Below are 25,886 nucleotides of genomic sequence, written 5' to 3' on the forward strand. Positions count from 1 at the left end.
ACATTGTAGAATAAGGCGTAAATTTTATTTTTCGGCTATTTTCTTGTGATAGCGTTTATAAACATTTCAATCAGATCGTGATAAACGCGGGTATTTTGCGATAATTACATTTTGCTAAATTTGGACCCGATCTTACTGTTGCGATCGATCTGGTATTAATAACCTCGATGTTGGCTGCATACACTGATATTGCAAATAACATCGCCAATTTTAATGAGGTGCCATAACCTAAAGATGAAAAGCGTGATGTCAAAGAAGTTAACTGTATGGCGGATATTGCTACAGAGCGCCATACCATTTAAGGGGACAGTTCTATGTGCGTTTTTGGCCTTAGCCGTTACATTATCGTGCGATCTAAGCGGTCCTTATATTATTAGGAATTACGTTGATAAGGCGACATCAGGGACGACTGTTGATCAACTTATCATGTTGGCAATCATTTATGTTTTTATTGCGTCGATTGGTGTTATCGGTAGTCTGGTCTCCAGTTACATGAGCACCAAGGCCGGTTGGGGTATTGCTGATACCATTAGATATAAGCTCTTTCACCATGTGATGACAGTTTTACCTGTATTGGAAATAGAGCGGCGATCACAGGGGGAGTTGCTGGAAAATATCGAAGGTAACGCTGATATTATAGGAAAAACAATTTCTAAAGCAGGCTTCAAGGCCATTGCTAATTTAGCGCTGACATTAGGGACATTGATAATTATATTCAGTGTCATGCCTCAGGCAGGTATTGCCATCGCAATCGTCGTCATATTGGTGGCGTATGTATTGATTCAGTTAACCAGACTTTCTGTCCGTCGTTGGTTAATTGCGCGAAATGAAAAAGCTCGAATCTTTGGTTTTGTTGGTGATTCATTACATGCAATGGATGATTTGCAGCCATTGTCGCAGGCGCATTGGCCAGCCATCGCATTTCGAAAGATGTTGTCAATATTGCTTAAATTTGAACGCAGCGCTTATATTGGCGGCCGGGCTTTTTGGCCAATTACTCAACTTTTCTTTGCTCTCTGTTTCGGTATAGGCTTTGGTTTTGGGCTTCAATTGCTTGGCGAGAACAGCTTAAGTATCGGTACATTAACGATGGTTTATCTCTACGTTGATAAGCTTCGTGAACCGGTGGAGGAGATGTCGTCAGAGATAGAGCTGATACAGAAATTATTTGCTGCTTTATCACTTGCGGCAACAATGTTAAATCAAGGTACGTCAAGTAAATCATCAGATAATTTGTTGCCTGATGGTCCTCTCTCTATTCATTTCGATAATGTTGATTTCAGCTATAACGGAGAAGAAACGCAGGTTTTGCATGGCGTTAATTTTTACGTCGCTCCGGGGAGCAAAATTGGCATTATTGGTAGAACGGGAGCGGGGAAAAGTACCATTCTTAATTTGATGTGTGGATTTGCGCGACCTGATTCAGGAAGAGTGACCATTGGCAATGTCGATGTTTCAACGATTAAACCTGAAGAGTTTGCGAAAAAGATTGCTGTTTTAAGTCAGCGTTCTCATCTGTTTTCCGCAACATTGCGGGAAAATTTAACGCTTTTCAGTAATGAAATAGCTGATGATCAAATTTGGGAGGTACTCCAAGAATTAGACGCGCTTGAATGGGTTAGGGCGTTACCTAATGGTCTTGATACACAGGTTGGCGTTAATGGTCAGACGCTATCGGCAGGGGAGATTCAAATGATAGCGGGCGCCAGAGTGATGTTGCAGCATTGCTCGTTGGTGATCATTGATGAAGGCACTTCTCAACTTGATCCCCGAACGGAAGAGAGCTGGCTGAAATTACTTGAAAAGTTAAGCCGCGATTGCACAGTAGTGATGGTTGCACATCGCCTTCATACGCTTTCGGTCGTTGATGAAATTATCATTATCGATGATGGGCGGATTCAACAACGAATCCCTGAAACAGAAATCGCAATGTTAACGAGTAATCATGGGCTCATGGTATGACTATATCCAATGTATCAACTAAACTTAAAATGTTACCGGCCTTGATTGAGCTGATAAAAAAGTTTGCTCCTCTCTATTTCATTACCATGTTTGTGTGGACATTGATGCATGGTTTTCCTCTGTTGATTGGTTACCAAATCAGCAAATTACTCGATAGAGCGATGAATGAGCCAACTAACCCTGTCGTCTGGTGGTTGCTGGCCTCTGCGATTGCGACTATGGTCTTGCGATCACTATTTCTATTCTTGGGATTAACCTTTGATTTTACGTTGATTTTTAAGGTCAGTGCTTACCTGAAAGAGCGAGTTTTGTGGGGAGTGAGCCATTGTTCCCATAATCAGAGACAGGCTTTTTCTCAAGGCGATATTCTGAACCGTATTCGTGATGATAGTGATGAAATTGCGGAATTTCTGAGTTGGACCTCTGATTTTATTTACCGTGCATTACTTTTAATTATCGCATTAGTTGTACTTATCAACACTGACATAATAACCACACTTGCTCTTATGCCTATGATTGTGGGCCTTTGGGTCGGGGCGATACTTAAACGCAAGGTAGGGAATTTACAGAAGAGCAAACGTCAATCGCAAGGGGACATTGCCGGCAAGATTACTGATGTCTTAACGGGGATACGCGACTTGCGCCTTGGCAACAAAATGGAGGGGCAGATTGAGCGGTTATCGCAGAAATTTGTCAATCGACGTGCGATTCAAGCCAAACATCAGGTATTTACTGACCTTCTTTCTGGGCTGTTCAAAAATATTGTCATACTTGGGACGTCGGCTGTTTTACTGATAGTAAGTAAACGGATCGTTGATGGCAGTTTTACTGTCGGGAATCTAGCATTATTTTTGACCTATATCGGCTGGATCAGTGAACAGATACTTTTCTTTGGTCGGTCAGTCGCCTATTACAAAAATGCTGATGTGTGTTATAGCCGAATCAGGCAGTTTCTGGCAAATAGTAAAAAAGAAACCAAGGAATATGGGCAAGATGAAATCCTACATAAGCTAAGTGTTAATCATCTAGCTTACTCAAAAACTCAGCCTCCTGTTTCGTTTGAGGCAACGGCTAATCAGGTTATTGGCATTGTCGGTGATATTGGTTCGGGTAAAACCACCTTTTTGCGTTACCTGATTGGTCTGGAAAAATCCAGTTCCGGCAGTGTACTTTGGAATAACAGAGAGGTTCTGGGCAATGAAAACTGGTGGCGGAATCCACGTATCGGATATGCCAGACAGAAAGCGGGTTTTTTTGGTGGAACTGTAAGGCAAAACCTCGCGTTGGGTGATAAGGATATCGATGATGATGTCATGGTGCGGGCGCTGGAGGCGGTAGGTTTGACGCCCGGATCATATGAATTGCCAGAAGGACTTGATACCGTCATTAACTCTGGCAGTGCCGGTCAATTATCTGGCGGCCAGCGTCAACGTTTGGCATTGGCCCGGATGTTATGTCGTCCTGCTGACGTTTATATTGTTGATAACTGCGATTCGTCATTAGATACAGATACGGCCCGTCGTTTATGGACTGTTTTACCTGAACACTGGCCTGGTTTGTGGATTGTTGTCTCGCATAATGCCGATCTTCTCGCTAAGGCTGATCATATTGTGATGGTTCAACGGCAGAAGAAATTAGCATAATTTACTTGATATCCACTCTTGGCTAAGTCGCTAGGAGTGGGTGTCAATAATGAAACCTGAATCAGATCTGCATGATTACTTTGTGACTGTTACTGCGGTTAATGTGTGGATATTTGCAATAGGGTTGAGTTGGTAGTTCACTCTGCTATATTGTGAATATGAAAAGAGAGGTTGTTATGGTAAAAATTGCTGATTATCCACAAATGAAAAATTGTGCTTGGTATTTGGCTGAGGATACTGAGCTAACTGATCGTGATGCGCTTGTATTTTATGAACGCAATTGGAAATATATCGAAGAAGATAAGTTTGAACCGAAAGAGCGTCAGTTGATTGAACGACTCATCCATGAACAGGGGCATGGCTTTTTGAATGTCTAATTTTCGTCTTAAGCATCATAATCGTGCTTTCCTTCAGGAAAAGGTTGATATCGCACGCCAATCTGTAAAAGAGGGTAATGGTGTTGAACATCGCGACGTAAAAGCGATTTTTGCGGCTCGAAGAGAACAGGTTAAGGCTCGTAAGTGAACGTGATTTGGACACCTCAGGCGCTATCGATTGGTTTATGAGGACTATCTGGATTTTATTTAGTATATACATCGCGGTTGTGGCCGCAAGAAGTTGAGTAATTGCATGCTTATTAAGAACTTAATTGCCACATTGGAAGGTGAAATACAGATATTAATAACCACATTGCTTAATGAGCAATGGGAAGCAGCCAGGGAATTAATGCATGAATCATTGCGTATGGCGGCTGATGATTTGGCTTTAACTGTATTAGCAGACAGTCTGTATAATTCAGATATCGATATTATTTACCAACAGCAAGGTGCTTGTCATCTGCGGTTAAATACTCTCAATGGAAAGTTCAATCTTTATATTGGGATTAAAGATCGGCAAATTGATTCTCTCACGTTATCTCGATGCCCAATACCTGACGCGTATGCAAAACAGGGTATTTTTATCGAAAAAACGTTAAAGACGTTTGGTCTTAGAGATGTCCCGGATGGTTTGGTATGTTTGCCATCACCACATAATGTCAAAGCACTTGTTTTATTGCTTGCGGGTTCTGGTCCGCATTCGATGGATTATGATGTTGGGCCTAATCCACTGTTTCGTATGTTGGCACATGAATTAAGTCAATATGGAATTGCGAGTGTACGTTTTGACAAACGTTATTACCGTATACGGCAGCGAAATATGGACCCTGAGGTTGTCGATCTCAATACGGAAATTGTTGACGATGCTTGTAATATTCTGACCGGTTTAATGGGACATATTGAATTTCACGATATGCCAGTATTTCTGGTTGGGCACAGTTTCGGCGGATATGTCAGTCCATTAATTGCAAAGAGCTTACAGCAAAAATCGGGTTTAAATGTTACGGGTATTGCGATGTTGGCGGCGCCTTTCCGTAATTTACTCCGGGTGATTTTATCCCAATTACCCAGTGGGAAAGAGCAAGATACAGTATCTCTTGAGAGCTTTTTGTCAGTGCCGGAGAGTTATCTCAAACAGATTGAGAATTATCATGCATTTGACTGCTTAAACAGCTTGCCTGCAATGCCGTTATTTTTTGCCCAGGGGGATCAGGATTTTCAGATTTTGCATAATGTTGATTTCACGATGTGGAAAACGGCACTGAAAAATAATAGGAAGGCAGAGTTTAAACTCTACACTGGATTGAATCATATTTTATTGCCCGCAATGGGGTGCGATGGTGGAGAGGATTATCTGCAACCAGGTCAGATCCCGGTGCAGGTAATTGCAGATTTGGCTGCGTGGATCATCCACCATTCGTCGTGAAATAGACAGCGCTATTCATCTTTTGCGAGCAGTTTGATCCAATCGTTGATTGTCGGCCAGCGGGCTAAATCTGCAAAGTTGATTGGATACCCCGCATCATTTAGCCGATCAACCAGCATCAGCATTTTTACCGAATCGAAACCGATATCAAAAAGATTTTCATCCTCCGGTATGGTCTCTACTTCCGGGTGAAGCGCTCTGATTTCTCGATGTAAAATTTCATGGATAAGCTGATTTTTCATTGTGTCTCCAAAAAGTTTGATGAAACAAAACAAGTTACAATTCTTTAATACCTTCGATTGGCGTTGATGCGGCTGCGCGATGTGATGGATATACACCAAATACTACGGTAATAAAGCAGGCCGCGAGGGAAGCGAGTAAAAAGGAATAGAAAGAGAAACCCACCGCGATATCAAATAGTAATAAAATTCTGAAACCGATAAATGAGAATAACAATCCTAATAGTGTTCCCAATAGTGAAATCAAAAATGCTTCGGTAAGAAACTGGTAAAAAATATCGGAATAACTTGCTCCTACGGCAAGCCGTATACCAATCTCTCTTCTACGTTCTCTGACACTGATGAGAATGGTATTCATGACACTGACACCCGCGACAAAGAGGGTCACTGATGATATTGACAGTAGGAAAAGGTTAATTTTTGATTGGGTTTCATGCAACGTTTTCAACAATTCCGTGGTATTACGTATCTCATAGCTTTGTTGATGTTTAAACCGTGACAACCGTTGTTCAACAGCGTATTTAACCGGTTCAATGTGAGAGGCGTCTTTGGCTTTCAACACCATACCATTAGGCGGTGTATGGCCGAACAGCCGTACCAAATAGCTGTTGCTTGGCAAAAACGCGGCATCATCGACACCGGCATCCATGCCTTCGCCTTTCTGTGTCAAGATACCGATAACTTGCATTGAGATATCATTGATTTTGACGCTCTGCTCGAATGCGGTTTCTTTTTGTGGAAAAAGTCGTTCGGCCAGAGATGCTCCCAAAACAACGACATTTGCCAGAGCCGCATCGTCTTGTGGTGTGTAAAAGCGCCCACGATCAATCATCAGATGACGAATAATCGCGATATCCGCATTGGCGCCAATCAATTGAACATCAGTGGAGCCTTGTGGAGAAACTATTGTTCCTGGCGCGGTGTAAAACAGGGTGCTGTGGCTAATATGGGGATGACCCGCAAGTGACGTTATATCCTCTTGCGTCAAATAATTATTATGTGAATCGAAAGCGCCATTTTCTTGCCCTTTGTATTTTACTGAAATGATATTACTTCCCATTGAAGAAACCATCTTAACAATATGATGCTTGGTTTCTGTGCCAATTGCTTGCATGATCACAATCGAAGCTACCCCGATGGCAATGCATAATAGGGTCAAGAAGACTCGTGTTTTATGAGCGGTAAGAGAGCGTGCCGCCATTTTGAGGTTGAACAGGATAACGGTTAAATACGCATTGAATTTTAAGGTTATTTTACTCATGCTCATTGAGTCACCAAACAACCATTATCCAGATACAGCTTGTGTTTGGCATATTCGGCGACAGCTTGATCATGTGTTACCAGGATGATACCGCACCCATTATGATGTAATTCAGTAAAAAGCCGCATGAGATTGGTCGCATTAGTGGTATCTAACGCGCCGGTAGGTTCATCGGCAATAATAAACTTTGGACTGTTAATCAAAGCGCGAGCGACAGCAACCCGTTGCTGTTCTCCCCCTGATAAATGACGCGGGTATTTATTTAATAAATTGTTAAGTTGGAGGCGATCAATTAAGTAACGGAAATGTTCTTTGTCATAATCGAAGTTTCTTTTTAAATAATACATGGGCATCAAGATATTTTCATCAATGCGGTAGTTTTCCAACAAATTATAATTCTGAAAGACAAAGCCAAAATATTTTCGCCGTAAAAACGCCAATGAGTGAATCTTTTGCTGAGTCACCGTAAGATCGTTAATAAGATATTCACCCGTACTGGCGATATCCAAAAGCCCGATGATATTCAATAAGGTACTTTTCCCTGAACCGGAGCGACCAAGAATAGCGACATAATCGTTCTGGTTTATGGTTAAGCAAATATCTTTCAGGACAGGATGCCGTTTATTCTCATTGCCATAGGTTTTGCAGATATTATTTAGCGTTATCATTGTGACTACCCCTAAAGTTATCTTGTTTAGAAAGTACAACGATCTGCTCGTTATTCTGCAATCCGCTGACAACAACTGAACGTCTTCCGTTATTATGGCCGATCAGTAATTTTCTTACTACGATATTTCCATCTTTCATCTCACGTAAAAAATAGGTAGTTAGATTATCATTCAAAGGTTGATACCGTTTATTATTCAGTATGTCACTGGGAATAGTCACTACGCCGGTACTTTCGTGGGTCACAATAGTGACATCCGCACTCATACTGGGTTTAAGCAGGAAATTATTATTAGGGACATCAAATAGCACCGTATAATAGACGGCATTATTAATGAGATCGGGTTTATACATAATCTTCTTAACATTACCGTGCCATATATGCTGATTTGCCCCATAGATCTTAAAGGAGGCTTTTTGCCCCGTCACAATTTGATTAATATCCGCTTCGGAAACTTTTGCATAAACCGTCATATTTTTGAGGTCGGCAATTTGCATAAGAACCGGAGTCTGTTGATTGACATTCAGCGTCTGCCCCGGATCAACATGGATTGCGGTCACCACCCCGGCAATAGGTGAATAGATTTGAGTATAACTGAGACTGACTTCTTCGCTATGCAGAATATGTTCATTTTGCCTGATATCTGCTTTGAGGCTTTCAATTCTTGCCTGACTTTTTTTGACGCCGAAAGCCGCTTCATCCAGTAATTGCTGGCTGGTTGCGGAGTGCAGGTTAAGTTGTCTTTGGCGCTTTTCAGTAATAACCAGAAGCTGGTAAGCGTATTGTTCCTCCTGCAACATGGCTCGCAATTTTTCTAGCCGCGCTCGGCTGGCCTCAACTTTAGTACGATAAAAAGTGTCATCAATGCTGGCGACCAGTTTACCTGCTTCAACGATATCTCCGACTTCAACATATAATTTGGTTAGCTGGCCTGAGATTTGGCTACCAACATTGACCTGTCTGGTTGGTTGTATAACACCGGCGGCACTCACCGTAGTAATAACGTCACCTAATGTTCCGGTGACAATTTGTTCTGCCATAACCGCAGATGTCTCTTTTTGGCGAAAGTTGTTATAAAGCACGGCAAGAAAAACGATCATGACGATGGTGATAACAACCCATTTCTTTTTTTTAACCAGCACAATCAGCATCCATTTTAATACTTGTTATCGTTCCGTATCGCCAGGCATCAGGTCATGCTGAGTGCCCATGCAATCCAATAAATCAATCAAAAATAGCCCCATATCACTGATGATATCTTCTGAGAAAATATCATCATCGTAGAGCCATTCCAGCCCTATTCCGGTTGGCAAATTGATCAGTTCGAGCGCAATATCTCCTTTAGGTTTGAGTCCCTTGATTTTTTCCTTGGTACAACGGGTTTCACCAAGATATAAACTGGTTTCAAATCCTATTTGAGAAGAAAAATAGTAGATAACTTCCGGCAATTGCATACCGTGGTGGTGGTGAAGGTGTTGTTTTAAATACGCTAGTGAGATATTGGAATGAGTATTCGCGTCTGCCAGAAAATCGCGGACATACCGGGATACGTTAATCAGCGAAGTTTCCGCAGTAACGTAGGGCAGCAGTAGTGTTGTCGCGAAGCTACCAACACTGTCAAACGATATGGGAGGAACGCGGTTGGCGCAAGGAATACCGACGATAATCTCATCTTTATTGAGTAATGAATTAATGGTCATCAGAAATGCGCCAATCACAATATGTTCCAGAGTCACCGCATATTTTTTTTGCATGCTGGATAGCGCGGTAATTAATTGAGGAGATAACGGCATTGAATAACGTCGGCCCCGGCTCCTCTGATGAGCTTCTGATGTATCATTGCGCTGTCCGACAGCCGAAAGTACATTGAATAATTTTTCTGTCCAAAAATTTAATGTTTCATCCGACATGCGCTGATTGATGACATTAATACCTGTTTTCGTAGCGGCTTCAATTTTTGGTACATTATCGGCGTAAGCGGAAGATAATTTTTGCAGCACATGAGCAATCGACATCCCGTCACAAAATGCATGGTGGAAATTTAATAAAAGGTAGTGTTCATGCTCTGCTATTTTTAATAATTTAAAATATACCGGTGGATTATCTTGCAATGCCATCGGCTTGAATGCCATATCATTTAATATTTTGCGTAATGAAATCTCAATATTGATGCCGGTAGCATGAGTTAAATCAATATATTCGAAAGGCAGATTCTCTTCGGCAGCAGGTGAGAAGGTTAAAGAGAGTTGCCCATCTGTTATGGTGACTCGTTGGCAGAGGGCAGGAAAATATTGCATGATATACAGCAAAGCGTAACGTAATTTCGTTAAATCAATCTCGCCAGCCAGATGATAATATAGCGGGATATTATGAGCGCCGGAACGATTAGAGATAGTATCGATAATCCAATAATATTGGTCGTGTTGTTCTGTCAGGCAAGTGCTATTTTTATCGGTTAAAACCGGTATTTGCCCTTGTTGAATGATAGATTGTAATAGATAACCTAATCTTGGGGCGTGATAGAAATCTTCCAAGTGGAGAGAACAATTAAAGCGTTGCTGGATCTTATTAATTAACAATAATGCTTTAAGAGAAGTGCCGCCTGCGTCAAAGAAATTAGTCTCTTCATTAATAACGCTATCACTATCGCCAAAAACTTCCCGCCATAAAGTAAAAAATATTTCTCGTTTTTCCCCTTTAATCTGCGAAATATTGTCTTCTTTATTCAACTCCGACACTGAAGCAACATCGTTGGATGCTGCTAATTCGACAATAAAAGGTACCTGCAATTTTGGATAACATCCACGCAAGAATGAGACGATTTCGTGACGCGTGATTGAGTAGGAACCATCAGGTATAAATATATTAATATATTGGTACCCAGTTTCATTTTCTTTTATCGTTAAATGAATGTCATCAATATTAATTGCCGTTGTAAGTAATCTTTGCATTTCATCCAGATCAACACGTTTCCCGTCAATTTTACGCTCTTTATCCAGGCGGCCAATGAAATTTAAATTCCCTTGGTTATCGTAAAATCCACGGTCTCCGGTTAAATAATAGATTTCTCCATCGTTCAACTGTAAGAATTTACGTAAAGTTGACTGATTATCGTTAATATATCCGGTACAGATAGAATCGCCACGAATGCATATTTCTCCACTACTGCCACTAATGATTTTATCAGTTCCATATTCCCGAATAACGATAGTGCTATTTGCTAGTGCTTTACCAATGATATTGCCGGGTTGAAATTTATCATCTATGTTGTGACAGCTAGCTACAACGCAACATTCTGTTGGGCCGTAAGAATTAATCAGGGAAATACCACATCCTACTTTTTCCAACCAATGATGAATGGCTTTATCCATTGCCAGATCGCCACCGATAATTGTCATTCTAATCGAAGGGGCGAGTTGTTTAATGGCTGCATGTAGGAAAAAGACAATTTGATGCCAATAATTGGTAGGAAAGTTAACTATAGTGACTGATTGTGCGTGGCAAAATGAAAATAGTGTCTCCAGTTCAACGATCATATTATCGTTAGCAATCGCCAATGTAGCGCCTTGATAAAAACAGCCAAACACCTCTTCAATATAAGCATCAAAAACCGGGGTGCTGAAATTGAGAATAACGTCATCTTGTTTAATACCATACTGCGCTGTCATCGCAGCTAAATAGGCATAAAGCCCCTTAAACGTTATTGGTACTGCTTTCGGTGCGCCAGTAGTGCCTGAGGTAAAAAAGATATAGGCTTCGTCTTCTTGAGTCGCGGGACGTTTTATATCATTCCCCAGGAATATTTCAGAAGGGCGAGTTTCTATATCTTCAATAAAGAGAAGATGCGTATTATTAATACCGTTTACTTTTTCATGATAGCGCCGGGCAGTAATTAATAAAGAAACATTCAGGCCATCTAATATGCTGTTAATTTCCTTTTGACTGAATGTCATATTGATTGGCACAAAACATAATCCCGCAGTATGGATTGATAATATAGATAATAATGACTCTATCCCTCTGGGTAATAATACAGCTACCCTTCGGTTTTGTAGCGGGCAGGATAGTAGTAGTTGGCTGAAAGTTAATAATTTGTGGTAAAGTTCGCGGTAATTGAGGCGATGCACACTGCTTATTTCTGCTTGATCCCCATAAATGACGGATTTTTTATCCGGCGATATTTCAACGATTTGTGCTATTCTGGCAAGAATACTCTCTTTGAACGGCTGATAAGCGACAATATTTTCTGAATTCCACAGGATAGAGGTAATATTGTCCATTGGTTCAATTTCTTTATATTTTTTCCAATATGTCTCGACCGTTTCATTAATATTTTCTGCAATAATGCTATAAATACGTAAATAATCGTCGATCAGAACATCAGCGGCAAAATGACTGTACAATCGGCTCCCCACATCCAATTCAACTAATGCTGATTTCTCATTAGGAGAAAACCGGATGTTAATACCATAATTATTGACTGCGCCGGAAGTCATACAACCGCGAATAGCGCGATTATCTTTCATGAGATCATGTTCAAGCTCATGCAGCAAATTAACATAAGGAGCGGCAGTGAATTGATCTGCTCGACTGATTGCCTCATCGTTTAAATCGTTTATATCAATACGGCTATGCTTGCTATGCAGACTCATTTGCGATTGCATTGCTACAAGGATCTGTTTTATTGTTGCCTGCGGAGTTAAAGAAACCATCAGAGGTAACGTGTTCATTGCCGGGCGATAATAACAGTATTCTCCTTTGTCGCGTCGGTTAGAGAAAGGTAAATTGATGATACTTGTTGATAAGCGACCTTGTTTGCTCATTTGCAGACATAAAGCCAGGATCATCATGAATTTATCATTAAAGGTAAAACTACCGTTGTTTGCAGTGAGCGGCCGGCTTACCTTAATTGCTTTTGAAGGAAATAGGCGTTTACGGGCGTAATCCTCTAATTTAGGCAGTTGGTTGAGGTAATTATTCCAATACTCTTTATTGTTGGCATAATGCGCGTTTGCTTTATATTTAACATCGTTAAGGTAAGCTTGATAGGTAAAAACAGGCGCTGATGTTGGGTGGAATGTTTGCCGTTCATAGCAAGACAAAACATCGTGAATCAACTGACCTATGCCCCAATAATCTGTGGCGATATGGTGAGCGATAATTCCCCAAAAACAGCACCCAACATCATTAAAGTAAAGATAATGCCTTATCGTCACCCCCTTTTCAGGCGCTAGCGGCTGAGTTGTTCTCTTTGCAAAATCAGCTTTTGCCGCTGGTTCTACTGCGGGATCTGACAGTTTTATTGGTATAACTTCGACCGGCGTAGCGCTTTTTTCCTGAAAAATATTGTGTTCGGCAATACGGTAACGTAAGGAAAAACCATCATTGAATTGATGAATGGTAATAATGGCCTGCTTCAATTTTGCCAGGCTAATATTATCACTGAAGCTGACGAATTCACCGACATTGAAGACAGATTTATCGTCAGCAACAGTATTAGCGATAGCTAAGCGGAGCTGTGTATAATTCAACGGCCAATGATTGTCACGGTATTCCATTATTTTGTGGCTCCACGCTATATTTTATCTTGCAACTCGCCTTTTATTTTTTCAAAAACAGATTCATCTATGCATAACCCAATATTACCTTCTGAGTTAAAGCAAATCAGAGGGCGTTTGCTTACACGTAGAATGAAATATTTATTTTTTCCCTTGTGATAGTATCCAGACGAATAATGGATGATATGTATACCATTACTGCGACTAAAATCTTCCAGGGAAACGCCTTCTTCCCGGCGCAATGAGGAGATAACCCATTCGTGTGAATATACCCCGGACTTCATCAATAATTTTTCTTCCTTGACCACGGCTTTATTTGATAACAGTTGATAGCCTACAAATAAGGCAATGATGACAAAGAGAGTCGTCGCGATACTTGCCGCCAGCTTATTGGGATTATTGTTACTGAGCCAGTATGGTACAGGTAGAAAAACTAAAGCGATCAGGACGAGCATAGCGACATTCATTAATATGACTTTGAAGTCTGGATTTAATCCCACGATATTATTCATGCTGCTGCCATTCCTAAAGATAATTCGGTAAAGAGATGAATCACTTCTTTGCGTTCTTCACGTGTTGCGGGCAGATTGATATAACCACACTTTTGCGCTGCAAACAGGCAAGCGGTGATCTCCCTTCTGACAGCTTCTTTGACCAGTGTATCGACCATTTCTTGGTTGTTATAGAGTCTGGCAAGATGAAGAGAAGCCGTGCCGGTTGAAAGGTCGCTATGATCAATTTTGGGTAAATAATTTGCCATACATACAGTAACCGCTGTTTGTACCGCCAGGCTTAAGTAGGCTACTACGTTAACTGCCGCCGCCGCATTCACTGCTGCGACAACTCGGGTGCCGACAGCCACGTTGACCGCAGCGACGACATTGGCCCCTACCGCAAGGCGAGCAATCTCAATATTGGTGTCATCTTCACGGTTTAAGGGTTCCAGAATTTCCTTCAGCCGGATAAGAGGAGGAGTGTTTGTATCTTGGAGCTGATAGGATTCGATGTTTTCTTTAAAATGTGCGAACAGGCTGGCGTCTTGATTGAGATGGTGATTGATTCGGCTTCTCAGACTTGAGCCCCTTTCGTTTAAACCATAGGTTTTTAGGTGGGAAAAGAGCGCTTCATAGTCGTTGGTTTTTACCGCATTCATTAAGTCTTTATCATAAGTGATAAATAGCAGTAATTCCTCCGCGGAGCCGGGGCTAACGACATCTTTGTCTATGCCAAATTCAGCCAACACTTTTTCCGGTGACTCCCGATATTCTAATGCCAAATTGGGCTGCTGTTGCAGGGTTTCCCAGAATCGGTTATAGGTGATAATCTCTTCCCAGACTTCAACCGGAAGTTTGGCGTTTGACATTGACAACCTTAGCTTATTTTCTTCAACCTCTCCCGGAGAGAGTAATGAGCGTGGCACGCCAAAGAGGCGGTTACTATCAGTGCGAGCGTTAACGGTGGGTATAACACTGCCAATAGCCGCGCCGGCAGCCACGCCAATAAATGTACGTCTTTTCATAATTCATTCCTTTATAAGTTAACGGAATTCTTTTTTTATTGAGCGTTATATAAGATAAGATGTAACCTTTCCTTATTAAGTTTCTTCATTACTGAAATAATTATCTAATTGATATTTCTTACCTGCGATATTCATTGTAAGTATATATTATAGTGACTATAACAGGATTTGAGTATCGTTCCTGATACTCAATGGAAAAACATTCAATAAGAAAACATAGAATAATTTGCCCTCCGTTAGATTAAAGGTCAGACGATACTAACTATTGGCTGGATGGTGACATTTTGCAATAGCTTAGTGGATTAAATTTATATTTTGAGCGTTTAGACTAAATGTATTTAGCGACAAAAGGCACTTATTTAGAGTCCGATCACAAAATAGTAAATAAAAATATTCCTAAAGAAGAATAAGACCTTTCCTTGATTACCACCTCATTCAATAAAAATTTCCTAGCCGAAAAAGAGTTATTTTGGTGATATTCGTTAGTAATAACGTTAAAGTTTCGATTCAATCTTGTTGTATTTTTCATGTTGTCATCGTTTTTAAGGACAATTCAGTAAGAAGCTGCATGACTTCTTTGCGCTCTTCACGGGTCGTCGGCAAATTAATATAACCACATTTTTGTGCGGCAAACAGACAAGCAGTGATTTCTCTCTCGATTGTTTCTTTGACCAGTGTATCTACCATTTCTTGGTTATTATAGATTCTGGCAAGATGAATGGAGGCAGTATTGGCGGAAATCTCATTATAATTAATTTGAGGCTGATACTGCGCCACGCATTTTCCAGAGACCGAGACCGCTGTCAATATCAGGACATGTGCTATCACACTGGTTGTTGTTGATACATTGACGGTAGTAGAGGTGTGTGCGGTAACTACGGCCGCCATGTTAATGGTGGCTACGACACTTGCTCCTACCGCAAGATTAGTATCGTCTCCGTTGTTCAAAGGCTCCAAAATTTCTTTTAACCTGAGAAGAGGGGGAATATCTGACTCTTTGAACTTATCTGGTGCAATGTGTTCTTTAAAATGCGCGATCAGATTGGCATCTTGATTAAGGTAGTGATTAATTCGGCTTCTCAGGCTTGATTTCCTTCTATTTAAGCCGTAGCTCTTTAGCCGGGAAAATAATTCTTCATAGTCGTTGGTTTTTACCGCATGCATTAACTCTTTGTCATAAGTGATGAATAACAGTAATTCCTCTGCGGAACCGGGGCTAATAATCTCTTTATCTATACCAAATTCATCCAACACTTTTTCCGGTGATTCTCGATATGATAATGCCAAAGCCGGTTGCTGTTTTATCGTTTCCCAAAATCGGTTGTAGGTAATAAGCTCTTCCCAAACTTCAATGGGGAGTTTGGCGTTTGACATTGACAACCGCAGCCTATTTTCTTCGACTCCTCCCGGAGAGAGTAGTGAACGTGGTACGCCGAAGAGACGGTTACTGTCAGAGCGGGCGTTAACAGTGGGTATGATACTGCCAACGGCGGCTCCCGCCGCTACGCCAATAAATGTACGTCGTTTCATCAAGTTATTCCTCAGTTAAGTTAACCGCATTTTTCTCTGCTGAGTAGTAGATGAGATCCAGTCTTTCTTTAGCATTAAATTTCTTCATCACGGGAATGATTTCTTTGTGGTAATTATCTAACAGATTCCGGCGTGTTCCTTCGTCTTTATGTAAATGAGCACAGGCTTGGCAGGGATGAACGATTTTTTCCAGATTAATGTTGCTATCCAGTGGGCGATATTTTTTTAGGATCTTGTATGGTCCTTCTGTTCTTAACCATACTTTCATAAAGTCTTCTTCCTGACCTTTAAAAAGTTGAGATACATCGCTTCCTTGCAAACGACCAAGTTTCATTTCGGGAATATGCTCTAATGTCAGCCCACAACAAGCGGAAATTTCACCGTGTGGTGTTAGTACAATATTTTCAAAGACCTGATCGCACCCTTTTGCCAATTGCTGATCCCGGTTTGGCACATCTTTTCGTTCTTCACTGGTGTCATAGAACGGCATCCAGGTATTTCGTTGTAAATTAATCTTGTTTTGTTCTTTCAGGCGTTTAATGACTGGGTTCTGTGTGATTTGCGTCGCGATGGCGGAATCAGCGGTATCCTGTTCTACGGTAATCAGTGTTGTAATATTTTGTTCAGCTAATGCTTCTGCCGCTGTAACTACACTGTCAAGAGGAATCCATTCACTGTGATCTTTCCCGGTGCTGATGTTTATTTCTGTGATGCCGGCAGCTATTAAATCTTGGGCGATTTTTTGCGCTTTCTCTCTATTTTTTCCCCAATAACCATTAGTCACGCAACGGGTCAATAAGCCATGATCTGAGGCAAAGCGAATAGCTTCAATCAGATCTTTACCCAGTAGGAAACATTCACCACCACTGAAAACGATGAGCTTTAGCCCCGGAAAATTCGCTTTTGAGTGTGTAATAAATTGTTTGATTTCATCCAGGCTTAAACGTGCTTTTACCGAGGGATTACATTCAAAACAACATTCTTTGCAAGCTGCATTGCAAGTATATGTTGTGATCACAGTGGCAGTATTCGGATATTGCTCCCAATACCCGGGAGGAAAGCATGACATAATCTACCCCTTTTAAATTAAAGGTTATACGCTACTAACTATTAGCAGTATGAGTTTATTTTGCAATATATTTAGTCATATAAATTTGTATTTTGAGCGCTTGCACTAATTACCTATCCCAATAGGGCTATTTTATTTGCCATTTTGAACCTGGGCAGTGCTCAAAATCCTCACGTACTACGTGTACGCTCCGGTTTTTCCGCGCTGTCCGTGTTCAAACTGTCTCCAACAATTACGCCTATTTGGATAGGCTGTAAGTATGACTTGTTATGAAATGTATTTATTTAGAGGCGGCTCACAAAATAAGGATCGAAATATTTCTGGTTAAGGATAAAGTAAATATGTATAAACAGTCGTTGACGATTGTTCAAGGTATTGAATATTCATATAAGGAATAAAATCATGTCTATTGAATTTACACATTGGCCGGTTGAATTAGCAGAACGTTATCGTGAAAAGGGTTATTGGCTTGGAAAACCCTTAACTGACATACTTTATAAACAATGTCAGATACAACCTGAAGCTATTGCTATTATCTGTGGTGATCGTAAATTTAGTTATCATCAACTTGATCAACAATCCTCTGCATTAGCCACAAATCTCACTTTAGCGGGAATAAAGCGAGGTGATACTGCTATCGTACAATTACCGAATATAGCTGAATTTTATATTACGTTTTTTGCGCTCCTAAAAATGGGAGTAGTACCTATTAATGCATTATTTAGCCATAATAAACTGGAGTTACTTTCTTATGCACAGCAAATTGATCCAAGTTTGATTGTACTTTCGTCAGAGCATTCACTTTTGCAGAATAGTGATTTCCTAGAGCAATTAAAAACAGATTGCCCACGGCTGAGAAATATCGTCATTGATGGTCGGAAAATACAATATACCAATGAGTTATATACTAATGAATTAAAGCCGTGGTTAGAGTCAACAGATTTATCTTTGAATTTTGAAGCGACATGTTCGGATGAGGTCGCTTTTTTTCAACTGTCAGGTGGGAGCACAGGAACACCTAAATTAATTCCAAGGACGCATGACGATTACTATTATAGCGTTAGACGCAGTGTTGAAATTTGTGAGTTGACACAACAAACTCGTTATCTTTGTGCTTTGCCGGCGCAACATAATTATCCGTTGAGTTCTCCGGGGGCGCTTGGCGTATTTTACGCTGGCGGTTGTGTCATATTAGCGACAGATCCTGGGTCTGCGACCTGCTTTCCTCTAATACGTGAATATCAAGTCACAATGACCTCGCTGGTGCCATCGGCCGTCGCATTATGGATTCAGGCGATTAGAAAATACGAATATTCACTGGAAAGTCTTCAACTATTACAAGTCAGTGGAGCAAAGTTAAGTGAAAGTGTGGCGCGAGTGATACCGAAACTTTTTTCATGTAAGTTGCAACAGATTTTTGGTATGGCCGAAGGGTTAGTATGTTATACCCGGCTTAATGACGATGATGAACGTATATTTACCACTCAGGGGTGTCCAATGAGTGAAGATGATGAGGTGAGTATCGTCGATGATAACGGCAATATACAAGCGCCAGGTTCGACGGGTATGTTAATCGTTCGTGGGCCATATACATTCCGGGGATATTATAAAAGCCCGAAGCACAATTCGAAGGTATTCGACAAAGAAGGTTTTTATTATTGCGGTGATTTAGCTTATATGACTAAAGAGGGTTATGTATGTATTGTCGGACGTGAGAAAGATCAAATCAATCGCGGTGGTGAAAAAATTGCTGCGGAAGAAATTGAATCTTTGCTACTCAAACATGAAGGTGTTATCCATAGTGCTCTAGTTGCGATGCCTGATCCTTTGTTGGGGGAAAAAAGTTGTGCTTTTATCGTGGCGGCTGATCCGAATATAACCGGGTTGCAACTGCGGAAATATTTAAGGGGGTTAGGAATTGCTGAGTATAAATTGCCTGATCGCTTTGAGATGATTGATGTTATGCCTGTTACACCGGTTGGCAAGATTAATAAACTATTATTAAGAAAACTCATTCGAGATAAATTAGAAAATTAATTAATGATATGAAGGTATTGAAATGACCATTCCATCATTGAAAAATTATAAGCTACCTCAGCCGAAAGATTTTCCAGGCAATAAAGCCTCCTGGTTATTCGAGCCCCATAAAGCAATTTTGCTTATTCATGATATGCAGGACTATTTCTTGCAATTTTTCGGTAATAATAGTCCTTTAGTTAATAAATTAATTGAAAATATTCATTTGTTGAAACTATTTTGTAAAGAAAAAGAGATTCCCATTATATATACAGCGCAACCTAAAGTACAAAGTGATGAAGAGCGCGCATTACTTAATGATATATGGGGAGCTGGCTTAAATAGAACACCTCATTTACAGAATATCAACCATGCTTTAGCCCCTAATAGCGATGATATTGTGATAGTTAAGTGGCGTTATAGTGCATTTCAACGTTCTTCGCTGGAAAAAAATATAAAAGAGTTAGGGAGAGATCAATTAATTATTTGCGGAGTGTACGGACATATTGGTTGCATGATTACTGCGGTTGACGCATTCATGAGAGATATAAAGCCTTTTTTAGTGGGTGATGCGATAGCGGATTTTACGCTGGAAGATCACTTTATGGCTTTAAAATATGTTGCTGAAAAATCAGGAATGGTTATGAGTACTAAAGAAATAATTTCATCAGTAAATTCTGATAAATAGAATTTATAAAAAGTGAGTAATAAATCGCTATCAAAGAAGAAATAATATGCAAAATAAACAAAATTTACAGATGGATTTTAGCCGTAAAACCGTCTGGGTAACGGGAGCGGCACGTGGCATTGGTGAACAAATTGCCCGTGATTTTACCGCGCTTGGTGCTAATGTAATAGGTTTCGATCGCGTATTTGAGCAAGATAATTTGCCTTATCAATGTATACAACTCGATATTAGTGATCCAGAAAAGGTCGAAATGATTTGTTCCCAACAACTGTCTATCTCAGCCAAATTAGATATTTTGGTTAATGCTGCCGGTATATTGCAATTGGGAAATATTGATGAGCTAAATATAAGTGACTGGCATCGTTGTATTAATGTCAATGCTTCAGGGGCTTTTTATCTATTTCATACTGTGGTTCCCCATTTTAAACGTCAGCGCAGTGGCGCTATTATCAGCATTAGCTCTAATGCGGCACATGTTCCACGTATGCGAATGGCGGCTTATTGTGCATCAAAATCAGCACTGACAAGTTTAACGCATTGTGTTGGGTTAGAACTCGCGCCGTTTGGTGTACGTTGTAATGTTGTATCGCCGGGTTCGACGGATACGCCTATGCAGCGTTCCATGTGGAAAACTGATGATGATGAAAAAAATACGATTAACGGGTATCCTGAGCAATATAAATTGGGTATTCCCCTGGGTAAGATTGCAAACGTTAATGAAATTTCACATACCGTACTCTTCTTGTCTTCTGATTTGGCAAGCCATATAACGCTACAGGATATTGTGGTTGATGGTGGTGCGACGTTAGCTTGTTAATTGTTTGAATTAATACGAAAATACCCGTTGTTTCTGTAATATAAGGAAAAATTGCCCTAGCCTAAACAGGATTAGGCTGTTGTGTTATAGGGTATTGAAATCTATGAGTCATCTCGATCCTACTTTACTGGTGCTGCTCGTGTTGGCAGCACTGGGCATCATCAGCCACAACATGACCGTCACGCTTGCGATGTTGCTCTTGCTGGTTATCCGCATAACGCCACTGAATCATTTTTTCCCGTGGGTGGAAAAATATGGGTTGACCATCGGTGTACTTATTTTGACTGTGGGAGTCATGGCGCCTATCGCCAGTGGAAAAATTACGGTACAGGCTGTCCTTAACTCGTTTATGAATTGGAAATCGTTACTGGCGATAGTGATAGGTGTATTAGTGTCATGGTTAGGGAGTCGGGGTGTTTCACTCATGTCTAATCAGCCATCGACAGTCGCGGGTTTGCTGGTGGGAACGGTATTAGGCGTTGCCCTGTTTAAAGGTGTTCCTGTGGGGCCGCTGATTGCCGCGGGGATTTTGTCATTGTTGATTGGTAAATCATAGCCGTTATGTTGTCAGAACTGAGTGTGATACAGACGGAAATGCAGCAGCAGGGATTACGTCGTTTGCTGGTATTGAGTGGGGATTATCATTGGTGCTATTTACAGGCTAATGAGTTACAGCGGAGATTTACTGGTGATTGGTTATGGATCTCTTATCGTGAACAGAATGCTGTGTCGCCAGAAAAGGCGGTCAGTTTATTAGGCCAGGAATATCTGCACGGAATATTTGACGCTACCGAAGGTTTTAATGCGGAAGCTCTGGCGATATTAGCAGGCACATTGAAAGCTGGAAGTTGGTTGGTGATGATGGTTCCATTTTGGCGCCAATGGCGTTATCAACCAGATAAGGATAGCGCACGTTGGAACGAACAGTTAGATGCTATGCCAACGCCGCATTTTGTTCAGCATATTCAGCAGCAAATTGTTAGCGATTCTCAAGTTTTGCTCTGGCTGCAAAATGATCCCTTATGCATCCCTGAATTTCTACAGTACAGCGCGTGGCAACTGCCTGATGGCAACCCAACTGTCAGCCAACATGCCATTTTGGTTCGACTTTTGCGGGCAAATCGGGGGGTATGGGTCATTACTGCGCCAAGAGGGCGAGGTAAATCGACACTTGCTGGTATGTTAATGCAGCAATGGCAGGGAAATTGCTGGCTAACCGCACCAGCGAAGGCGACAACCGAAGTTATCAGGCGCTATGCGGGGGACAAGGGAAAATTCTGGGCCGTAGATAGTTTGCTCAAATATTGTAGACAAAATAACGTATCAGATATTGATTGGTTGCTTATCGATGAAGCCGCTGCCATTCCAATGCCGCAATTGTCTGAGTTGATCAGCTATTTTCCCCGAATATTATTGACCACAACTGTACAGGGATATGAAGGTACCGGGCGCGGATTTTTACTTAAATTTTGTGTTGGGATTCCTGATAGCCATGTTTTGAACCTGACGGCTCCTGTGCGTTGGGCGGAAAATGATCCGCTGGAAAACTGGTTGGAAAACGCTTTACTGTTTGAGGATGCCATTCCTGTCAATAATTCTGATCAGGCGATCAGTTATCACGTTTATCATCAGCAACAATGGATTAAACAGCCTGAATTGCTGAGGCAATTTTACGGCATATTGACCAGTGCTCACTACAAAACTTCACCTTTGGATTTACGGCGTTTACTTGATGCGAAAGGGATGCAATTTGTCGCCGCTCTTAGAAATAATGCCTTGATGGGGGCTTTATGGATGGTTGAAGAAGGTGGGTTGTCGCCTGAACTGGCACATGAAATATGGGCAGGCAGGCGTCGTCCAAGGGGAAATCTGGTTGCGCAATCGTTAGCTGCCCATAGTGGTTTACCACAGGCGGCGGTTTTGAAATCTCAACGCATCAGCCGGGTTGCTGTACAGGTTAATAATCGCAGACAGGGTATTGCTCAGGGAATGATCGCGTATCAACGGGAGAGGGCGGAAAAACAAGGCGTGGATTTTATTTCTGTCAGCTTTGGCTATACCGCAGAGCTATGGGCATTGTGGCGGAAATGTGGCTTCCAATTAGTGCGAATGGGAACTCATTTGGAAGCCAGCAGTGGTTGTTATACCGCAATGGCTATTTTTCCTCTGAGTGAACAGGGGATTGTTCTGGGGATTCAAGCTCATCAACAGCTTGCTCGTGATGCACATTGGCTAGAATCCCAGATTGGATTTAGCTTGCCTGTTGATTATCAGACTGACCATCATCTTAATCGGCATGATTGGCAGGAACTATCAGGTTTTGCATTTGCTCACCGGCCGCTTTCCGCTTCATTGCCCGCCTTGCAACGCTTGTTGCTGAACAGTGATTTGCCGTTGATTGCGCTGAGAAATCATCTCCAGCAAGAAATGAGCGTTGAGCAATGTGTCTCTGTATTGAGGTTGAGTGGCTACAAAGCATTAGTGCAACTCTGGCGGCGAGAAACCGCACAGGCGCTGTTAAGTCTCGATGAGAAACTTGCCAGAGACTGGTAAGAGGGGACTACGGTTTTTTCTGTGGCCAATCATCTTCATCATCCCACTTGTTATTGAGATCCCGATGAGGAGGCAGTTCCGGTTTGTTGTCCAGAAATTTTTTCACATCCAGGCGGCGTAACTCTTTAATGGCATTGAGAAGAACGCCAACCAATAAAATTAAAATAATCCACCAATAATCAGCTAACCATTGCATTAGGTTATCTCCTGCTCAACGTGGAGGTAATTTTCAAATATATAAGGTAAGTTAGCAGATAACCAGTCAATGCCTGCGATGTCATGGTGCTGCCATACATCCAGTAACATTTGTGGAGTCAGCAATTTTTCCAATTGTTTGGCTAATGGTTGGTAGCTGATATGCCACGGCTCATAAGCGATGCCGCTATTATGACCGACAAAGGGACGGTAAAAACCGAAATGGGCCATATTCTCGGTTAACCAATGAGTTAATGGTTCGAAATAACCGCCATTTTCATATTCCCAAGGTTCGAGTAATAACTTCTGGTTATCCGGCAGCATCGTTGGATCATAAATATCCAGCTCTGTTCCCCAGTGATGGCGGCTGCCACCGGGCAGGGCAGACCAACGAAGAATTGCCTTACAGCGTTCTCCTTCTGATAACTGGGTGATATCCATTGGTTGGCTATTTTCATCCAACACCGGGCGTTCACCACGAAATTTTCCATTCCAGATAGCTTGCTGACGTTGAAAATCACGGAATGTGCTGGCAGGTTGCAGATTAATTCCGGCCTTTTCAGCGGCTTGTCGCATGGCAAGAAAAGCATTGGCGGCTTCTGGTTGTAATCGGTGATTGCCAAAGAGGGAAATCAAGTGACCAGTAGCCAGGCCGGTTAACATATTTGTGGTGATCACTGGATTAGCTGCTCCATCACGCGTTGATAAATCCGGCTGAGTTGTTGCAGATCGGCGGCGCTAACGGATTCATTAACTTTATGAATTGTTGAGTTGAGTGGCCCCAGTTCGACAACTTGAGCGCCCATCTGGGCGATAAATCGGCCATCGGAGGTACCGCCACTGGTAGATAATTCAGGTTGGTAGCCGCAATACTGGTCTATTGCCTGTATGACAGCATTGACTAACTCACCTTTGGCTGTCAGAAAGGGCTGGCCTGCCAGTATCCACTCAATCGTGTAATTCAGGTGGTGATTTTTTAGGATAGTTTCAACTTGTTCACGAATTTGGCTATCAGTCAGTTCTGTACTGAAACGGAAATTAAATTGAACTTGCACATTTCCAGGGATCACATTATGGCTGCCTGTTCCTGCGTGAATATTGGCAATTTGCATACTAGTCGCCGGGAAAAATTCGTTTCCTTCATCCCAGTGTGTATTGACCAGTGTCTGTAAAGCGGGAAGGACACGGTGGATTGGGTTATCAGCTAAATGCGGATAGGCAACGTGGCCTTGAATACCGTGGACGGTGAGATTCGCAGTAAGGGAACCGCGACGGCCATTTTTCACCATATCGCCAAGGCGATGCTGGCTAGAAGGCTCGCCGATCAGGCAATAATCTAATCGTTCATTGCGGGACATCAACGCTTCAACCACTTTAACGGTGCCGTGGGTGGCTTTTGCTTCCTCGTCTGAAGTAATAAGGAAGGCCAGACGACCATTATGGTTGGGGTGGGCGGCAATAAAACGTTCAGCAGCGACAATCATAGCCGCTAATGAGCCTTTCATATCTGCCGCTCCCCGGCCATATAACATGCCATTGCGGATAGTTGGCTCAAATGGGGGATATTCCCATTGAGATTCATCGCCCGCCGGGACGACATCAGTGTGTCCGGCAAAGGCTAACGTCGGGCCTGTGCCGCGATAGGCCCAAAAATTGTTTGTATCGCCAAAGGGCATCCGTTCAACGGTAAAGCCAATTGCTTGCAAGTGGGCGATTATAATATCTTGGCAACCTCTATCGTCCGGGCTGACAGAGGGTTGCTTGATGAGTTGTTGTGCAAGTTCAATTACAGGACAAGTCATTTCAGAGTGCCTCAGCAAAAAATTGCTGATATTCATCCACTTTATAACCTAATAGGCAATCACCTTTTGCAGAAATTAATAGTGGACGTTTGATAATAGCGGGTTGCTCCAACATCAACGCTTTTGCCGCGTCAGCATTATTAATTGTCGCTCGTTGTTGATCGGTCAGTTTACGCCAGGTTGTACCTCGGGTGTTAATCAATGATTCCCAACCAAGTTTGTCAATAAATGACTGCAAAAGTGTCGCGCTTAATCCATCAACACGATAATCATGAAACAGGTAAGTAATTTTCTGCTCTTCCAGCCAACGACGGGCTTTCTTTATCGTGTCACAATTCTTAATCCCATAGAGAGTAAAAGCGGGTTGAGAAGATTTATCCAACATCATTTAACAGATCCTTAAAGAAAATTTAAATACTTAAGCATAATGCTGGAAAATGCGAGTTTTATCCAGATGATATCCTGATTTTTATTACCGGGAGATACCAAGACAGGGGACTCAATTTTGCTGGCTTGTTTCATAAGGGATATTTGCTACATAATAACGATAAGAGCCGATCCTCG

The 25,886-nt window shown here is 41.7% G+C and carries 22 protein-coding genes and 1 pseudogene; 10 read left to right on the forward strand and 13 right to left on the reverse strand.

Annotation, left to right across the window (positions count from 1 at the left end):
• Positions 1-246: 246 nt before the first annotated feature.
• The 5 genes from Phpb_RS17115 (at position 247) to Phpb_RS17130 (ending at position 5,408) form a co-directional block, all read left to right on the forward strand.
• Positions 247-1,962, forward strand: a complete 1,716-nt coding sequence (locus tag Phpb_RS17115) for an ABC transporter ATP-binding protein (RefSeq protein ID WP_240492596.1) — start codon at positions 247-249, stop codon at positions 1,960-1,962.
• Positions 1,959-3,605, forward strand: a complete 1,647-nt coding sequence (locus Phpb_RS17120; protein ID WP_065391402.1) for an ATP-binding cassette domain-containing protein — start codon at positions 1,959-1,961, stop codon at positions 3,603-3,605. The genes Phpb_RS17115 and Phpb_RS17120 overlap by 4 nt, the downstream gene beginning before the upstream one ends.
• Before the next feature lie 176 nt (positions 3,606-3,781).
• The gene (locus tag Phpb_RS17125; protein WP_065391403.1) at positions 3,782-3,982 is read left to right on the forward strand and encodes a hypothetical protein; all 201 of its coding nucleotides are present in this window, start codon (positions 3,782-3,784) and stop codon (positions 3,980-3,982) included.
• Positions 3,975-4,130, forward strand: coding sequence for a hypothetical protein (locus tag Phpb_RS26115; protein ID WP_165603314.1), 156 nt, complete (start codon positions 3,975-3,977; stop codon positions 4,128-4,130). Before Phpb_RS17125 ends, Phpb_RS26115 begins: the two co-directional genes overlap by 8 nt.
• Positions 4,131-4,235: 105 nt before the next feature.
• Positions 4,236-5,408, forward strand: coding sequence for an alpha/beta hydrolase family protein (locus Phpb_RS17130; protein WP_065391404.1), 1,173 nt, complete (start codon positions 4,236-4,238; stop codon positions 5,406-5,408).
• Positions 5,409-5,419: 11 nt separating this feature from the next.
• Here the strand turns inward: Phpb_RS17130 and Phpb_RS17135 are convergent, their stop codons facing one another.
• The 9 genes from Phpb_RS17135 to Phpb_RS17175 form a co-directional block, all read right to left on the reverse strand.
• Positions 5,420-5,650 carry a phosphopantetheine-binding protein gene (locus tag Phpb_RS17135; protein WP_065391405.1) on the reverse strand — a complete coding sequence of 77 codons (231 nt, stop codon included), beginning with the start codon at positions 5,648-5,650 and terminating at the stop codon, positions 5,420-5,422.
• 34 nt (positions 5,651-5,684) lie between these two features.
• Positions 5,685-6,908: an ABC transporter permease gene (locus Phpb_RS17140; protein ID WP_065391560.1), complete on the reverse strand. Its 1,224-nt coding sequence runs from the start codon at positions 6,906-6,908 to the stop codon at positions 5,685-5,687.
• A gap of 2 nt (positions 6,909-6,910) precedes the next feature.
• Positions 6,911-7,576 (reverse strand): ABC transporter ATP-binding protein, encoded by a 666-nt coding sequence (locus Phpb_RS17145; protein ID WP_065391406.1) that lies wholly within the window; start codon positions 7,574-7,576, stop codon positions 6,911-6,913.
• Positions 7,560-8,717: an efflux RND transporter periplasmic adaptor subunit gene (locus Phpb_RS17150; protein ID WP_065391559.1), complete on the reverse strand. Its 1,158-nt coding sequence runs from the start codon at positions 8,715-8,717 to the stop codon at positions 7,560-7,562. The genes Phpb_RS17145 and Phpb_RS17150 overlap by 17 nt, the downstream gene beginning before the upstream one ends.
• A 24-nt stretch (positions 8,718-8,741) precedes the next feature.
• On the reverse strand, positions 8,742-13,133 hold the full coding sequence (locus Phpb_RS17155; RefSeq protein ID WP_065391407.1) for a condensation domain-containing protein: 4,392 nt from the start codon (positions 13,131-13,133) through the stop codon (positions 8,742-8,744).
• A 17-nt stretch (positions 13,134-13,150) separates the two neighbouring features.
• Positions 13,151-13,645 carry a hypothetical protein gene (locus tag Phpb_RS17160; protein ID WP_065391408.1) on the reverse strand — a complete coding sequence of 165 codons (495 nt, stop codon included), beginning with the start codon at positions 13,643-13,645 and terminating at the stop codon, positions 13,151-13,153.
• The gene (locus tag Phpb_RS17165) at positions 13,642-14,652 is read right to left on the reverse strand and encodes a hypothetical protein (protein WP_065391409.1); all 1,011 of its coding nucleotides are present in this window, start codon (positions 14,650-14,652) and stop codon (positions 13,642-13,644) included. Before Phpb_RS17165 ends, Phpb_RS17160 begins: the two co-directional genes overlap by 4 nt.
• A 525-nt stretch (positions 14,653-15,177) precedes the next feature.
• A complete protein-coding gene (locus tag Phpb_RS17170) occupies positions 15,178-16,182 on the reverse strand; it encodes a hypothetical protein (protein ID WP_065391410.1) in 1,005 nt (334 codons plus the stop codon).
• Positions 16,183-16,186: 4 nt separating this feature from the next.
• Positions 16,187-17,251 (reverse strand): radical SAM protein, encoded by a 1,065-nt coding sequence (locus Phpb_RS17175; RefSeq protein WP_065391411.1) that lies wholly within the window; start codon positions 17,249-17,251, stop codon positions 16,187-16,189.
• 402 nt (positions 17,252-17,653) lie between these two features.
• Here Phpb_RS17175 and Phpb_RS17180 point away from each other — a divergent pair, with 402 nt between their 5' ends.
• The 5 genes and pseudogenes from Phpb_RS17180 (at position 17,654) to Phpb_RS17200 (ending at position 23,325) form a co-directional block, all read left to right on the forward strand.
• Entirely contained in the window at positions 17,654-19,288 is a 1,635-nt protein-coding gene (locus tag Phpb_RS17180) for a (2,3-dihydroxybenzoyl)adenylate synthase (RefSeq protein WP_065391412.1), read from the forward strand.
• 22 nt (positions 19,289-19,310) lie between these two features.
• Positions 19,311-19,931 (forward strand): annotated as a pseudogene (locus Phpb_RS17185) (isochorismatase family protein); the annotation flags it as partial.
• Positions 19,932-20,001: 70 nt separating this feature from the next.
• Complete coding sequence (gene dhbA / locus Phpb_RS17190; protein ID WP_065391414.1) at positions 20,002-20,772, forward strand: 2,3-dihydro-2,3-dihydroxybenzoate dehydrogenase; 771 nt, start codon at positions 20,002-20,004, stop codon at positions 20,770-20,772.
• A gap of 103 nt (positions 20,773-20,875) precedes the next feature.
• On the forward strand, positions 20,876-21,328 hold the full coding sequence (locus tag Phpb_RS17195; RefSeq protein WP_011146947.1) for a DUF441 domain-containing protein: 453 nt from the start codon (positions 20,876-20,878) through the stop codon (positions 21,326-21,328).
• A 5-nt stretch (positions 21,329-21,333) separates the two neighbouring features.
• Positions 21,334-23,325 carry a tRNA(Met) cytidine acetyltransferase TmcA gene (locus tag Phpb_RS17200; protein WP_065391415.1) on the forward strand — a complete coding sequence of 664 codons (1,992 nt, stop codon included), beginning with the start codon at positions 21,334-21,336 and terminating at the stop codon, positions 23,323-23,325.
• A gap of 7 nt (positions 23,326-23,332) precedes the next feature.
• Here the strand turns inward: Phpb_RS17200 and Phpb_RS17205 are convergent, their stop codons facing one another.
• The 4 genes from Phpb_RS17205 to Phpb_RS17220 are packed head-to-tail and all read right to left on the reverse strand — an operon-like array spanning position 23,333 to position 25,707.
• Positions 23,333-23,521 carry a YpfN family protein gene (locus tag Phpb_RS17205; protein WP_036779759.1) on the reverse strand — a complete coding sequence of 63 codons (189 nt, stop codon included), beginning with the start codon at positions 23,519-23,521 and terminating at the stop codon, positions 23,333-23,335.
• Complete coding sequence (locus Phpb_RS17210; RefSeq protein WP_065391416.1) at positions 23,521-24,198, reverse strand: M15 family metallopeptidase; 678 nt, start codon at positions 24,196-24,198, stop codon at positions 23,521-23,523. Before Phpb_RS17210 ends, Phpb_RS17205 begins: the two co-directional genes overlap by 1 nt.
• Positions 24,195-25,322 (reverse strand): succinyl-diaminopimelate desuccinylase, encoded by a 1,128-nt coding sequence (gene dapE / locus Phpb_RS17215; protein WP_065391417.1) that lies wholly within the window; start codon positions 25,320-25,322, stop codon positions 24,195-24,197. The genes Phpb_RS17210 and dapE overlap by 4 nt, the downstream gene beginning before the upstream one ends.
• 1 nt (position 25,323) lies before the next feature.
• Positions 25,324-25,707 (reverse strand): ArsC family reductase, encoded by a 384-nt coding sequence (locus tag Phpb_RS17220; RefSeq protein ID WP_046394792.1) that lies wholly within the window; start codon positions 25,705-25,707, stop codon positions 25,324-25,326.
• Between the last annotated feature and the right edge of the window lie 179 nt (positions 25,708-25,886).

This window comes from Photorhabdus namnaonensis, from assembly GCF_001684335.1.
Classification (GTDB): domain Bacteria; phylum Pseudomonadota; class Gammaproteobacteria; order Enterobacterales; family Enterobacteriaceae; genus Photorhabdus; species Photorhabdus namnaonensis.

Coding starts and splice junctions, on each gene's coding strand:
- Phpb_RS17130 (WP_065391404.1), top strand. CDS start 4,236: ATGCTTATTAAGAACTTAATTGCCACATTGGAAGGTGAAATACAGATA.
- Phpb_RS17115 (WP_240492596.1), top strand. CDS start 247: ATGTCAAAGAAGTTAACTGTATGGCGGATATTGCTACAGAGCGCCATA.
- Phpb_RS17155 (WP_065391407.1), bottom strand. CDS start 13,133: ATGGAATACCGTGACAATCATTGGCCGTTGAATTATACACAGCTCCGC.
- dapE (WP_065391417.1), bottom strand. CDS start 25,322: ATGACTTGTCCTGTAATTGAACTTGCACAACAACTCATCAAGCAACCC.
- dhbA (WP_065391414.1), top strand. CDS start 20,002: ATGCAAAATAAACAAAATTTACAGATGGATTTTAGCCGTAAAACCGTC.
- Phpb_RS17145 (WP_065391406.1), bottom strand. CDS start 7,576: ATGATAACGCTAAATAATATCTGCAAAACCTATGGCAATGAGAATAAA.
- Phpb_RS17195 (WP_011146947.1), top strand. CDS start 20,876: ATGAGTCATCTCGATCCTACTTTACTGGTGCTGCTCGTGTTGGCAGCA.
- Phpb_RS17120 (WP_065391402.1), top strand. CDS start 1,959: ATGACTATATCCAATGTATCAACTAAACTTAAAATGTTACCGGCCTTG.
- Phpb_RS17200 (WP_065391415.1), top strand. CDS start 21,334: ATGTTGTCAGAACTGAGTGTGATACAGACGGAAATGCAGCAGCAGGGA.
- Phpb_RS17220 (WP_046394792.1), bottom strand. CDS start 25,707: ATGTTGGATAAATCTTCTCAACCCGCTTTTACTCTCTATGGGATTAAG.
- Phpb_RS17160 (WP_065391408.1), bottom strand. CDS start 13,645: ATGAATAATATCGTGGGATTAAATCCAGACTTCAAAGTCATATTAATG.
- Phpb_RS17175 (WP_065391411.1), bottom strand. CDS start 17,251: ATGTCATGCTTTCCTCCCGGGTATTGGGAGCAATATCCGAATACTGCC.
- Phpb_RS17125 (WP_065391403.1), top strand. CDS start 3,782: ATGGTAAAAATTGCTGATTATCCACAAATGAAAAATTGTGCTTGGTAT.
- Phpb_RS17170 (WP_065391410.1), bottom strand. CDS start 16,182: ATGAAACGACGTACATTTATTGGCGTAGCGGCGGGAGCCGCCGTTGGC.
- Phpb_RS26115 (WP_165603314.1), top strand. CDS start 3,975: ATGTCTAATTTTCGTCTTAAGCATCATAATCGTGCTTTCCTTCAGGAA.
- Phpb_RS17135 (WP_065391405.1), bottom strand. CDS start 5,650: ATGAAAAATCAGCTTATCCATGAAATTTTACATCGAGAAATCAGAGCG.
- Phpb_RS17180 (WP_065391412.1), top strand. CDS start 17,654: ATGTCTATTGAATTTACACATTGGCCGGTTGAATTAGCAGAACGTTAT.
- Phpb_RS17205 (WP_036779759.1), bottom strand. CDS start 23,521: ATGCAATGGTTAGCTGATTATTGGTGGATTATTTTAATTTTATTGGTT.
- Phpb_RS17165 (WP_065391409.1), bottom strand. CDS start 14,652: ATGAAAAGACGTACATTTATTGGCGTGGCTGCCGGCGCGGCTATTGGC.
- Phpb_RS17140 (WP_065391560.1), bottom strand. CDS start 6,908: ATGAGTAAAATAACCTTAAAATTCAATGCGTATTTAACCGTTATCCTG.